Source organism: Capnocytophaga periodontitidis (assembly GCF_016126015.1).
Taxonomy (GTDB): domain Bacteria; phylum Bacteroidota; class Bacteroidia; order Flavobacteriales; family Flavobacteriaceae; genus Capnocytophaga; species Capnocytophaga periodontitidis.
Genome location: NZ_JAEFDB010000002.1, coordinates 63,996 through 76,229, shown reverse-complemented (window position 1 = coordinate 76,229; position 12,234 = coordinate 63,996). Strand labels below are relative to the sequence as shown.

At 33.1% G+C, this 12,234-nt stretch carries 20 protein-coding genes; 13 read left to right on the top strand and 7 right to left on the bottom strand.

Annotated features, from left to right (window positions below; translation table 11 throughout):
- Nucleotides 1–9 precede the first annotated feature (9 nt).
- The 10 genes from I7X29_RS04570 (at nt 10) to I7X29_RS04525 (ending at nt 6,080) form a co-directional block, all read left to right on the top strand.
- The gene (locus I7X29_RS04570) at nt 10–414 is read left to right on the top strand and encodes a hypothetical protein (protein ID WP_198465775.1); all 405 of its coding nucleotides are present in this window, start codon (nt 10–12) and stop codon (nt 412–414) included.
- 129 nt (nt 415–543) lie between these two features.
- Nucleotides 544–1,335: a hypothetical protein gene (locus I7X29_RS04565; RefSeq protein ID WP_198473012.1), complete on the top strand. Its 792-nt coding sequence runs from the start codon at nt 544–546 to the stop codon at nt 1,333–1,335.
- Between the two features lie 81 nt (nt 1,336–1,416).
- Entirely contained in the window at nt 1,417–2,028 is a 612-nt protein-coding gene (locus tag I7X29_RS04560; RefSeq protein WP_198473011.1) for a hypothetical protein, read from the top strand.
- An 80-nt stretch (nt 2,029–2,108) separates the two neighbouring features.
- The gene (locus I7X29_RS04555) at nt 2,109–2,345 is read left to right on the top strand and encodes a hypothetical protein (RefSeq protein ID WP_198473010.1); all 237 of its coding nucleotides are present in this window, start codon (nt 2,109–2,111) and stop codon (nt 2,343–2,345) included.
- Between the two features lie 8 nt (nt 2,346–2,353).
- Nucleotides 2,354–2,761 carry a hypothetical protein gene (locus tag I7X29_RS04550; RefSeq protein WP_198473009.1) on the top strand — a complete coding sequence of 136 codons (408 nt, stop codon included), beginning with the start codon at nt 2,354–2,356 and terminating at the stop codon, nt 2,759–2,761.
- A gap of 117 nt (nt 2,762–2,878) precedes the next feature.
- A complete protein-coding gene (locus I7X29_RS04545) occupies nt 2,879–3,211 on the top strand; it encodes a hypothetical protein (RefSeq protein ID WP_198473008.1) in 333 nt (110 codons plus the stop codon).
- Between the two features lie 30 nt (nt 3,212–3,241).
- Nucleotides 3,242–4,318, top strand: coding sequence for a hypothetical protein (locus I7X29_RS04540; protein ID WP_198473007.1), 1,077 nt, complete (start codon nt 3,242–3,244; stop codon nt 4,316–4,318).
- Between the two features lie 163 nt (nt 4,319–4,481).
- Complete coding sequence (locus tag I7X29_RS04535) at nt 4,482–4,871, top strand: hypothetical protein (protein ID WP_225883661.1); 390 nt, start codon at nt 4,482–4,484, stop codon at nt 4,869–4,871.
- 7 nt (nt 4,872–4,878) lie between these two features.
- On the top strand, nt 4,879–5,514 hold the full coding sequence (locus I7X29_RS04530) for a hypothetical protein (protein ID WP_198473006.1): 636 nt from the start codon (nt 4,879–4,881) through the stop codon (nt 5,512–5,514).
- A 395-nt stretch (nt 5,515–5,909) separates the two neighbouring features.
- Nucleotides 5,910–6,080, top strand: coding sequence for a hypothetical protein (locus I7X29_RS04525; RefSeq protein WP_198473005.1), 171 nt, complete (start codon nt 5,910–5,912; stop codon nt 6,078–6,080).
- A gap of 134 nt (nt 6,081–6,214) precedes the next feature.
- On the opposite strand, the gene I7X29_RS04520 is transcribed toward I7X29_RS04525, so the two are convergent.
- Nucleotides 6,215–6,592 carry a type II toxin-antitoxin system HicB family antitoxin gene (locus I7X29_RS04520; protein WP_009413238.1) on the bottom strand — a complete coding sequence of 126 codons (378 nt, stop codon included), beginning with the start codon at nt 6,590–6,592 and terminating at the stop codon, nt 6,215–6,217.
- Nucleotides 6,593–6,807: 215 nt separating this feature from the next.
- Here I7X29_RS04520 and I7X29_RS04515 point away from each other — a divergent pair, with 215 nt between their 5' ends.
- Nucleotides 6,808–8,172, top strand: a complete 1,365-nt coding sequence (locus I7X29_RS04515; protein ID WP_198465789.1) for an ATP-binding protein — start codon at nt 6,808–6,810, stop codon at nt 8,170–8,172.
- Between the two features lie 134 nt (nt 8,173–8,306).
- A complete protein-coding gene (locus I7X29_RS04510; RefSeq protein WP_198465931.1) occupies nt 8,307–8,444 on the top strand; it encodes a hypothetical protein in 138 nt (45 codons plus the stop codon).
- A 108-nt stretch (nt 8,445–8,552) separates the two neighbouring features.
- Here I7X29_RS04510 and I7X29_RS04505 read toward each other — a convergent pair whose 3' ends face one another.
- The 6 genes from I7X29_RS04505 to I7X29_RS04480 form a co-directional block, all read right to left on the bottom strand.
- Nucleotides 8,553–9,080: a hypothetical protein gene (locus I7X29_RS04505; RefSeq protein ID WP_198465790.1), complete on the bottom strand. Its 528-nt coding sequence runs from the start codon at nt 9,078–9,080 to the stop codon at nt 8,553–8,555.
- Nucleotides 9,081–9,092: 12 nt separating this feature from the next.
- Nucleotides 9,093–9,542, bottom strand: a complete 450-nt coding sequence (locus I7X29_RS04500; protein ID WP_198465791.1) for a hypothetical protein — start codon at nt 9,540–9,542, stop codon at nt 9,093–9,095.
- A 15-nt stretch (nt 9,543–9,557) separates the two neighbouring features.
- Nucleotides 9,558–10,022: a hypothetical protein gene (locus I7X29_RS04495; RefSeq protein ID WP_198465792.1), complete on the bottom strand. Its 465-nt coding sequence runs from the start codon at nt 10,020–10,022 to the stop codon at nt 9,558–9,560.
- A gap of 202 nt (nt 10,023–10,224) precedes the next feature.
- Complete coding sequence (locus I7X29_RS04490) at nt 10,225–10,662, bottom strand: hypothetical protein (RefSeq protein ID WP_198473004.1); 438 nt, start codon at nt 10,660–10,662, stop codon at nt 10,225–10,227.
- Nucleotides 10,663–10,714: 52 nt separating this feature from the next.
- On the bottom strand, nt 10,715–11,188 hold the full coding sequence (locus I7X29_RS04485; protein ID WP_198473003.1) for a hypothetical protein: 474 nt from the start codon (nt 11,186–11,188) through the stop codon (nt 10,715–10,717).
- A 51-nt stretch (nt 11,189–11,239) separates the two neighbouring features.
- A complete protein-coding gene (locus tag I7X29_RS04480) occupies nt 11,240–11,689 on the bottom strand; it encodes a hypothetical protein (RefSeq protein ID WP_198473002.1) in 450 nt (149 codons plus the stop codon).
- A 254-nt stretch (nt 11,690–11,943) separates the two neighbouring features.
- Here I7X29_RS04480 and I7X29_RS04475 point away from each other — a divergent pair, with 254 nt between their 5' ends.
- Nucleotides 11,944–12,174 (top strand): hypothetical protein, encoded by a 231-nt coding sequence (locus tag I7X29_RS04475; protein WP_198473001.1) that lies wholly within the window; start codon nt 11,944–11,946, stop codon nt 12,172–12,174.
- The last annotated feature ends 60 nt before the right edge of the window (nt 12,175–12,234 follow it).

The window sequence follows — 12,234 nt, the reverse complement described above, 5'->3', positions numbered from 1 at the left end:
TTCTAAAAGATGTTACATATAAGAAATAAAATACGTAAAGAATATAGCCTATTATATGATAAAGGGTATAGAGATGAACTTGTTGAGGATGAAGGTTTATTGTTTTCATCTTTGACCTGTATCCATCCAGAAGTAGGGCTTATCTTTAATTTTTCAATAGAGAAAGGTGTTTTATCAATAGCAGTTACAACAAAAGAACTATTAGAGAAAAAGGTTTCCTTTGACTTTTTCTATATTTTAAAAGTTCTATATCCAGAGAGAAGATTTGAAGAAATAAAAGAACTTTCTTACCAAGAGGAAGTAGCAACAAATTTGCTAAAAGTAGAGGAACTATTTAGTGAAAACCAAATTTGTAGTACTATAGAGAAACTTACTTCTGCAATAAAAGAATATTCAAAAGTGCGATTCACATAAACAATTAATATAATGAGTAAATTAACAAAACAAGAACGGAGATATAGGCATCATTAAGCTAACAAACAATGACTTAAGTCTAAAATCCAAAAACATTTAGCCGTAGAATATACAATTAAAACATAGACTATGATTCATATCGAAAAAGGGAAGATTGATACATTTCAAGTGGGAGATTTCTCCAATAAAACAAGGGTAGAAACTAACACTCTTACATTTTTCTTTGAAATAGAAAACAAACGTATTCAAACTATTTCTGTTCGTGATGTAAAAGAGATGGAAGTATATGGCAAAGTGGTTACAGTAGCTACTCTTGATACCATCACACAAGAAAAGCCAATTATAGATGGAGACTTCTATATTTATCCCAACTTACAGCTGTCGTTGTACATTGATTTTAAAAACAAAATCTTTGCACAAGTATTAGTTTTTGATAGTTCATTAGTAGATTTATACATTCCAAAAGAAAATAAACTAATAGAAGATAGCTTGCTGAGGTGTTCTAATATATTGGAATTAAATCCTTTTAAAGTAGTTAATCAATTTGTATTTAATACGACCTTAGAGGATTTTCAAAAGGAATACCACCTTACCTCAACACCTATTGAAGGAATAGGAGGGAAGAAAATATTTGAAAGTACTTCTTTATTGTTTGAATTTTACAATCAGCAGCTTTGTAGTATATATGTAAAAACGCCTCATTTATTTGATAAAATACTCGTAAAAGATTATGATTTGAATAATGATAAAGATATAAAAAGACTTATAAGCACTGAAAAAGTATTATATCACGGTCATTGGATAGTTATACCTGCTTTAGGAATTAGTATTGAAGGAGATAACTTAACAAAGTTGTGTTTTTACAATGAATATGTAGCTTCTTTTTGGAAAAATATACACCGACCGATTACAAGTTGGTAATATTCCAGATGAACTCACCTTATTATACTAGGCACGAGCTACAAGCTCGCGCCAGCAAGAGAACGAATAAACATCACTAATATGAAATATTATATCATAAAAAATCGAAAAATGCCTTGGGGCGACTATGGGAATACCCTTTTTGAAGGATTACTTTCTGTAATGGATGAAAATTACGAAATTACTGAAGTACACAAAATAGAACGTGCTGCTCCGTATATTCCTGAAATATACACTACTATCTCAAACTATATAGTAGTTCGTGAGGATATAAAAGACTTATTGCTTAACAACGATATCAAGGGTATTGAAAAAGTACACCCTACTGAATTTACTAAATTGGTAGATATAGATTGGCAGCAGTGGGATTTGAACGCTCCGAATCCTAAAATATACCCTCGAGGAGGAGAGCCTATCAACTATATAGAAGGTAGAAAACACAATCCTAAATTCTTAGACCTTATTTCTCATTCATATTATAGTTTAGGTTTGGCTCAACAAGGAAAAATATTTGAAGTAGTATCAGATAAATCTGATTACGAAAATCATACTCATCATCATATCAAAGCAGCTGAAGTAAAATACGACTTATTTAAATGTGGCAGTATTATAGCTTCGGAGAAATTCAAAAACCTTATAGAAACCTATACAGATAATTGTTTGCGCTTTATTCCTTTGCAAGAAAGTAAATAGTGCAGTAAAGAAACAAGAGAATTAAGAAAACAAGCCATTATCTATGTTCAAAAACATAGATTACATTAATTGTTTATATTATGTCACAAGATATTTTTAACGATTTATTCATTGTAAGAAATAAATCAATGAGTTTTCAAATCACTGAAAAAGATACTGTTTCAGGTAGTAGAATAGGAGGGAATGAACCTATTTTCTTTTCTGAGCAGCGTATTCGTGAATTGAACTTGACAAATCATCTCTACTTTATGACTATAAGTAATGATTTGATAAAAGAAATAGATACAGAATTTTCTGTTTTTATTCCTAAAAAATAGAAGACACTTTGTATCCCAAACATAATATTTTATGTATTGCACACCCTTTTTCTGACAGAAAAGAAGGAATTTCATCTTTTTCTAATTCAAATATTGTAGGTAGAAAACTTGTCATAGGAAATTTACAAGAAGATATTGAAGAAATTGAAGATGAAGAAGAGGAAGAATCTTTTTTTGAAAATGTTTATGGAAATAAAATAGGGGGTAATCCGTCGTTATTACAAGAAGAAGATTATTATTTTTCTAACTTAAAGACTAATAATTTTGATTTTATATTTCAATTTGATGAAAGTTCATATCAAAAAGGACAAGTAAAAGGAAACAAACCATTTCTTAATGGTATCATTTATTTCTATGGAAAGATAAATAACCATAAAATAAGCAATATCATAGTAGGTTTTTGGCAAAAAGGGTAATATATCAGATGTGTTGTTAAATCCTCATTGATAAGGCGAGAGTTACACGCTCGCGCCAGCAGGGGGACTCAAGTACTAAAAGAAGAAGGAGCTGTAATACTATAAAAATATTGAAATATGAATATTGAAATTTTTGGAAAAGTGTTTTTTAAATGTTATGAAAAAAATATAGAAGAAATAGGAGAAATTCTATCTGAAATTATTTTTAAAGATAAAAATAAATTTTACGGGTTAGAAAAATACCTCCGTGATGAAATTCCTTTCATTTTCACAGATAATTTTCTTGGATTCTATTTAGGGCTAACACAAAATCCCGAAGATTTAAATTCTTTTTGTTTAGAAATAATAGATGTAGATTTTCAAACAAATAGAGTAGAAATAGACCTTTCAGATAGATTAAAATTCTATATAAGTAAGTGTCCTGATTTTATAATTGTTTCAAATAAATAGAAGAAAAAAGCATCACTAATTTTCAGAAAAATGGACTTAAATAAGATATTGTATTTCTCTCTGTTGAGGTTTTGCGGGGAGCAGCAGGAAGAAAAAGAGGAACTTTTGAAAATTACAAACTACCAAAATAAGGAAGGTGATTTTCTGTTGGCTACACTGCCTAAAAAGAGAGAACTCGATGAACTGCTATATGCACTGAAAAACGATGCCTTGTATGATAAACTCCAAACAGAGATTTCTCATTCTTGTTTTGAGGATATCTTTTCTCTTTTAGAAGTCTGTTTAAGAGCTTTTTATTACTACGACAACCATTATATCAATGATAGGTTACAGTTCTTTTCATTGATTCAGTTACTAAAAAAAGAGAATACTGAACACGCCTTTAAGTATTTATTGTTCTTTAACCCTTGTGGGGAAACTTTTATAGAAAGAAACCAACTCACAAAGCAGGGATATTTTATGGATAACATAGCTATTGATATAAAAGAGGTTTTTGAAAAGCTGTTTTCTGCTGTTTTTGAGTTAAAAAACAAGAAAGAATGTTATTACCAAATAGCTAAAAAGGATATAGAATGCTTGTATTCTCTCTTAAAAGAAATGGTATACACTATTTTTGGAGCGCAAACGCTTACGCTTTCGCAGGCTGTAAAAACGTTTTTTGAGATAGATGAGGATAGAGAGAAGCTATACTTATCTCTTTCAAAAGCTATTGATTTATACAAGTTAGTTAGCTTTGATAATGAAGATAATAGCGCCTCTCATTATTATATGAGAGATTATATGGGAGAAGAAATTCCTACTATAGAAAACAAAGTTTGCAGGAGTGCTAAAACTAAATATAAAAGTGAATGCTTGATAGATAGTTATCTTTTTAAGTATGCTAAAACTCCTGATGAGTTCATAGCTTTTTTGGGCTTTTTAAAAGCGCATAATTTTCAGCAATATATAAAATTCTCTATACTCTTGTTTTCACACCCACTTATTATTTTCGATTGGGAGTTTAAAAGGGCTTTATGCCATTCTAAAATAAGAGAAGTTTTGCCCCAAGGAGGATATGCTATGAATCTATTAGACAAACTTAAAGCAATCATACAAAAGAACAACTAATATATTTTTACAATTTTGAAAGAATTATTTTCAATAAAGTCTTTTCCTGCTGAAGGGTTAAACAAACGAGATGTTGATGATAGTACTGTAAGTGAGGCTTTGCAAACTATCTATCCTAAAAATAAATCGTCTAACTTATGTATGATATGGAATGGGGGTGGCTTTGGATTTAGAAATGCACGATGAGGTTGCTGATATTTATTGGGATATTATCAAAATGCTATACGATATGTATGAACAACCTTTATCCGAAACAAAAGTGCATTGGGGGAGTAATGTGTTTATGGCAGAGTGGATAATAAAACCCTACAATGATATATTTTACATTAATGCTTATTGGACTGCTTTAAAACACAAAAAGCATCTTTTGCCTGAGCTGAATACTCCTAATGATACTATTCATATCAAAAGAGAGGTTTTTATTGCTTATTGGTTGGAATTACTGAGAAAAATACAGGTTGATTTAAAGCAACAAGGTTATAATGAAAGTAATTTAGAAGATTTTTACCATATTGATACTATTTTTAAACACTATCATTCCCATTTTAAATAAAACTACAATGAGAACTGTAAAGAAAAAAGCAACTAATATACAATTAAAATATACCCCATCAGCGGGTTGGTTAGACATCAATTTTGGCGAAGAGGTTTTTCGTTTACTAAAAGGGGAGGTAATGCTCGACAAAACCCCTTATAGCGATGAAACTTTAGTGCCTATTGAAAATCCAACCATAGAAGGTGATATTTTCTCCTATCAAGTAGGAAAAATCTTATATAAAATGGACTGCTCCACTATGGGAGGAGCTATAGATTTAGCTCTGTTAGTTCAGAAACTAAAGAATGAAACTAAGATAATAGAGAGTTTTATTGATGAGGATTTTGAAATTGCTTTAGAAAAAAAAGAATTAGCTTTCAGTATTGGTGATTTCAATAGAAGGATATTGATAGACTATAATGAATACGGGAATGAATTTACAGAACTTTTCCCAGAACCAACGAAGTGTTATACAATGGGAGATTATCACGTTGAAAATGGTATTATCTATGTACAAACAGTAGGGAGAAATTTAGATGATGAGAATGACCCTGTTGTAGATTATCAATATCAGTGGCAGCTGAAACTAAATAAGGTACTGCAAACTACTCTTGAGCGATTGCTAGAAATAGGAAGAGGGAAAAAGAATATGAATATTTGAAGACCTCCCCGTGTTGAGTAAAAGTTTTTCAAAAAAGTATATTTCAGTTTTTGTTTATTAGAAAAAAAGTGTTACTTTTGTCCCAAATTTAAACAATATTTAAACAGCATTTAAAAAAGATATAATATAAAAAGACATATAGCGTTTCGCTTTGCTATTTCCTGATTTTCAGAAAACGACCAATTTTTTTAAAAAAGCACAGGAATGTAAAGATGGAAATGCCTACGGTTTAACGTGGGCATTCCTTTTACTTGTGCTTTTAGCCTTTGGTCGGGCTCCTGAAAATTAAGTAAAAAGGAATGTTTCACGTTTTTTTATTGTCTTTACTCAATGCAAAGGCGGAAACCGAAAAGCCTGCAACAGACAGTAGGTATTAACTTAAAACTTTTTACATTATGGGTAATAAAGCATTTGGAGCTGGAGAACAACAAGGTCTTAAGAAAGGAATTGAAATGGGTAAAAAAATAGCCAAAGAAACTCTTAAAGACAAGACGATTGTAACAGCTACTGGAGCCAGTATCTTAGGATTAATTGCTGGAATAATTTTTAAAGGACTAAGCAAATAATCTTTTAATTCCCTTGCAATCACTTTTTGCAAGGGAATTTTTCTTTTTATTATTTCTTTGGATTTTTGCAAAAAACAAGCAAGAGCTCACTTTTTAGCGAGTGTGCTCTTGCAGCGTGTTAAAAATAATAAAGTCTATACTAAATCAATAGAGGCTAACTCCATACCGTATGATTTTATGCCTTGAAATATTTTTTGAGCTTGTTTCTCTGAGGGATATTTTTTACGAGTTTTGTACTGAGAGATAAGGCTATTACTTACACCTATCTTTTGGCTTAACGAAAGGATATTAATACCATTATAATACTCTAAGAATTGTGCTAAATCAAACTTTATTTCTATATCGCTTTCTTTAGCTAAAGGTTTTTGTTCCTCCTCTAAAAGCATATTTAGAGCTTCGAGCATATTTTCTTTTAGCTCGGCATAAGTATCGCCTACAGTCGCTACATTAGCATTTTCAGCATAAGCTGAATAACCTGTATTGGTTTTTTCTACGATAAAAATGTATTTCATATTTATTTTTTCGACATTACAAAGGTAAAATATTTTTTACTTACACACAAGTTTTCTGTAACTTTTAGCAGAAAAAGCAATTTATTTCTTTGGATTTTTACAAAAAACGGCAAATTATTTCTTTGGATTTTTGCAAAAAACGGCAAATTATTTCTTTGGATAATTTTAATTTTGTATCTTTGTCGCCTGATATATAACTCTTTATATTTTATAAGATGTATTACCCAAGATTAATAGATAGCTATCTAAAAGAATGGGCTTTACGCCCTGCTCGCAAACCTTTGTTGTTAAGGGGTGCCCGTCAGGTGGGTAAATCGACAGCAGTAAGAGAGTTGGGCAAACAATTTGAAAATTTCGTAGAAATAAACTTAGAAAAGCAACCTTCATTTATACAACTCTTTCAGGGAGACCTCGATGTAAAGCGTATAGTGCCTCAGCTTTCGGCTATGGTGGGCAAGCCTATTGTCGCTGGGCAAACACTGCTTTTTATAGACGAGATACAAGCGGCAGGCGAGGCGATTATGGCATTGCGTTTTTTTAAAGAAGATATGCCCGATTTGCACGTGATAGCCGCAGGTTCTCTCTTAGAGTTTGCTCTCGAAACATTGCCAACCTTTGGAGTGGGGCGTATCCACTCTATGTTTGTCTACCCAATGACTTTTGATGAGTTTTTAAGGGCTTGTGGCGAAACTTTGCTATTGGAAGCGCGCAATAGTGCTACTGCCGAAGCGCCTTTACCATTACCTTTATACGAGAAGTTAGTAGGGTTATTTCGCTCTTATATGTTGGTAGGAGGGATGCCAGAGGTAGTAGCCAAATGGGTAGCCACACGCGATTATTTGGCTTGCCAAGAGGTGCAAGACGATATTGTACTCACCTATCAGGACGATTTTCCTAAATACCGAAAGAGAGTAGACCCTACCTTGCTTAGACTTACCCTGCAAAGCGTCGCCTTACAAATAGGCAGTAAGTTTGTATACTCGCAAGTAGGAGGAGGGGGATACCATACTAATGACGTAAAAAAAGCGTTGGAATTGCTTATTTTAGCGGGTATAATCACCCCTGTAACGCACACCGATGCCAACGGGCTTCCGTTAGGAAGTGAAGCCGACCCTACTTATAGGAAAATGCTACTGCTCGACAGTGGGTTGCTACTCCGTTGGCTTGATATGACAGGCGACATCACAGAGCTTACAACCCAAATACTCACCCAAAACCCTACCGACTTAGTAAACAAAGGGGCGCTTACTGAGATGATTGCGGGGCTTGAACTATTGCGATACCGCACCCCCAATATGCGACACGAGTTGTTTTACTGGGTGCGCAGAGCCAAAAATGCACAGGCAGAGGTAGATTATCTCATACCCTACGAGTCGGCAGTATTGCCTTTAGAAGTAAAAGCAGGCACACAAGGAGGAATGAAGAGTTTGTGGCAGTTTATGCGCGAAAAGAAGCTAAAGAATGCCATAAGAGCCTCATTAGAGAACTTTGGAACGTTTACCTATACCGATACTGAAGAAGGAGCAGAGCGCACGGTGAGGGTATGTCCGCTATTTGCATTATCGCAAATCAGGCAGTAGGTATCCTTGAGAGTTTATTAGAAAATAGGAAGAGAAAAGAAGCATATTATATCATAAAAGAAGTTTGCCCAAAGAGGAATATGCTATGAATCTATTAGACAAACTTAAAAGAACAACTAATATATTTTACAATTATGAAAGAATTATTTTCAATAAAGTCTTTTCCTGCTGAAGGGTTAAACAAACGAGATGTTGAGGATAGTACTGTAAGTGAGGCTTTGCAAACTATCTATCCTGAAAATAAATCGCCTAAGTTATATGCAGAATCCTAAAACGAAAAAGATGATATTGTTACTATTTACAAGAAAAGGTAGCAAATAGAGTCACTTTCTAAACTACTTAAGCAAAACTTTCCTTTATACTATTCTACAGATAGGGGGTTAGATTTTTACACTTACACCAACTTTGAATGATAGTACATTGCCAAAAGCTACTTGTCCGTTGAGACCTACATTTTTGAAGATGAAGTAACGGAAGCCCAAGTGAACGTTCCACAATGCGAGATTATCGGGGTGTTCTCTTCTGAATTTTTCGGGGATAGGGGAGGAAGAGGTCTCACAACCTCCAGAGCTATCGTCATCGGGGGTGTTGCTTTGCCAAAAGCAGTAGCCTACTGAGAGGCCACTATACCAATCGGTAGTGGTGCGATGATCAAAATGCAAATCGGCGCTGAGCTCAGGCACATAAGCGGTTTCGTACTTACTATTGAGGTTAAAACTCTGATTAGAAAGATTAGCGCCTACCGAGATACGAGGCGTCACTCCATAGTGTACACCTCCGCCAATAATACCTCCTATAAACGAAGCACCTGTTTGTACATCAATAAATACATCACCTTTGTTGTAGGCTTCTTGAGCGCTTATTTGCAATGCAAAAAACAATAGCGTAAAGAATAAGAGATTTTTCATAAAGGATAAAGGTTATTTTGCTAAGTAATGATTTTCTACTTTTACACCGTCTACACGGATTTCATTCGTTACAGCATACTCTCCACACTTATCGTTTTCCATATAACCATTTACTTCTATCTTATAAGTTTTGGTAGCATTTTGAAGGTAGAGCGTTTCAGTTTTACCTGTATACACATCGTTCTCAAACCAAAGCTGAGTTCCTATATGCAAATAGGTGTTTCCTCGAGGGTCTGTTTCATAAAGAAATCCTATTGGATAGTTTTTCTTTGTATTACCTACTTGTTTATATAAGGCAATATGAGTAGAGTCGATGTTTCCTCTTTCGTTGATAAATTCCTTATGAACCTCAGAGTTTTTGTTTACCCACATACTAAAAGTAGGAGGTGGTGGCGAACATATTTCACTATCCTTACAACTCAATAGAATAGCAAAGAGAGAAAATAATAAGATTTTTTTCATAGGAAATAGGTTTAATTATTTTGTATTATCTATTAGATAGGTATGATCACTAATGAGGTTGAGCTCTATTTTCTTATGATTGAAATACAGCTCTGATAAATAAGCATTATCTCCACAACCCGAATCGTCATAATAGATTCCTTTTATTTGCAAAGTGTCTACCTTGCTATTGTACTCTAAATAAAAAGTTTCTACATTTGTTGTGTAGAAGTTTTTTAGAGCCCTTCCTGCACTTGCAATGGCTATATTTCCGTTAGCAACGTGGCATTTACTTATGTCTACTCTTTTATTATCTACTCTTTTGTATAGAGTAGCTTCTTCTGTTGCATTCCGAAAACTGTATACCAACTCCTTTCTATCCATTTTATTATTCATAACTATAATAGCTAAAGAAGTAGGCTCATTCATACATCTTTCGGTATTATCTTTACAATTAGTAAATAAAAGTAGAAAAGTTATGTAGTAAATTACTTTTTTCATAGTAGTTATTTTTATGGGGCTGTCCTAAAAGTTTTTCTTGAGAGGGCGTTTGCAACACATACCCAGCTATCGCTGGCTTTCCTACATAACACACTCTAAAAGTGATTGATTATCAGGTTTATAGACTTTGTCAAAGTCCCAAAACTTTGACAAAGTTTATGATGCAAAAGCGATTTTAGGACTTTTTGGACAGCCTCTAAGGTTATTTCACTAAGATGAAATCGTTGTTTTTTACGCCATCTATATACATTTCTTTAAAGTAAGCTTCTTCACAATTACCCAACTCACCTAAAAATTCTATCTTGTAAGTTTTAGCTTTATTTTTGAGGTAAAGCGTTTCTAACTTTCCTGTATATAGAATCTCTCCATTCACCATAACTACTAAAGCATATTCTTTGTTATTAGGATTATCAATAGATAGTAAGGTTTTGTATTTCTTTTCTGCTCTATTTTCTATAATTTGGTAGAAGTATACATTCTCCTTATCAGCTTCTCCTTTATCGTTCAAGAAATCTTGGTATTCAGGAGCTGATTTAGTTATAAACAAAGTAAAAAAAGGAGGAGGTACTACGCAATTATCACTTTTTTTGTTACAGGCTATTACAGTTAATAGTATTATAAAAAATAAGAGATTTTTCATAACATACTTTTTTATACCCTTTGGCAGAGAGTAATCTACCAAAGGGCTAAAGTTATTTTGCTAAGTAAGGTACTTCTATTTTAGTGCCATCTACACGGATTTCATTAGTAACTGCATACTCTCCACACTTATTGTTTTCCATATAACCATTTACTTCTATCTTATAAGTTTTGGTAGCATTTTGAAGGTAGAGGGTTTCAGTTTTACCTGTATATACATCATTCTTAAACCAAAGTTGTGTTGCTACTACTAAATAATCATTTTTATTTGTTGGAACACTGGTATAATAGGGAGAAATGTTATACATTTTCTTTTGGCTATTTTCTTTTTTGTACAGAGAAATATGCTCTTTGTCAATTTCTCCTTTTTCATTTACAAACTCCTTATGGAGTTCAGAATTTTTGTTTACAAGCAAAAGGAAAGTAGGAGGAGGAAGACTGCAAGGAGGCGGTGTTTCATCCTCTTTTGTGTTTTGGTTACAAGCTATTACTATAAATAGCATTGTAAAGAGTAAGAGATTTTTCATAACATACTTTTTATACTCTTTGGCAGGGGATTCACTGCTAAAGGGTTAAGGTTATTTCACTAAGATAAAATTGTTGTTTTTAATTCCATCTATATACATTTCTTGGAAATGAGCAGAACAGCATTCTCCAATAGTACCTAAAAACTCTATTTTGTAGGTTTTAGCTTTATTTTTAAGGTAAAGAGTTTCTGTTTTTCCTGTGTATAGGAAAGGTGCCGAATTTATGTACACTACAGCATATCCTTCCTTTTTAGGAGTATGAATAACTGAAAAAGTGTCGTACTTTCTTTCCTCATTGTTGTTTAATAGCTGATAGAAATACACATTTTGTTTGTCAAACTCCCCTTTATCATCCAAAAAATCTTGATATAGAGAAGAAGATTTGTTTACGAATAGATGAAAATCGGGTGGAGGAGAACAGCATAGATAGTTGTTTTCTCTGTTACATCCTAAAGTAAAGAATGTGATTATAACAAGGACTATTAAAGTTGTTCTTTTCATATTATTTAGATTAGTAAATGTTTGATAATATGATTTCTAAACTGGTAATCATAAAGAATAGCTATATCATTATTTCTACCTGAGCCATCTAAATTCAAATCCAATTTATTTTCCCAATTAGAACCCCAACCGAAATTATTATGAAATAAAATAAGATATTCTTGAGTTCTATTTATATATTGCCTTTGGTAGGTACGTAAGGCTTGCGAGTGTTGCCTTTTACTACTTCAATTGAGCCAATTTTTAAGGGAGCTTTGGTAACAATACCCTCTACTTCACGCATTTGCATAGCGGTAGCGAGAGCGGTTTCTTGGGCTTCTTCTGCTGAAATATGGGTTTGCCCTGTGAGAGCTACCCAACCTAAAAGTCCATCGTTGGAAGCCTTCGTTTCAGTACTGGGTAATACTGAAATATCGGTGTCGGTTGCGAACGGGGCGTCTGCCTCTTCGCGTTGGCAGGAAAAGAAGAGTCCTGCAATTGTTTAAAATAAACAAGTTTTTTTCATATAAGGTTAGTTTTTAGGATTACGCGACAAAGGTAGAAAA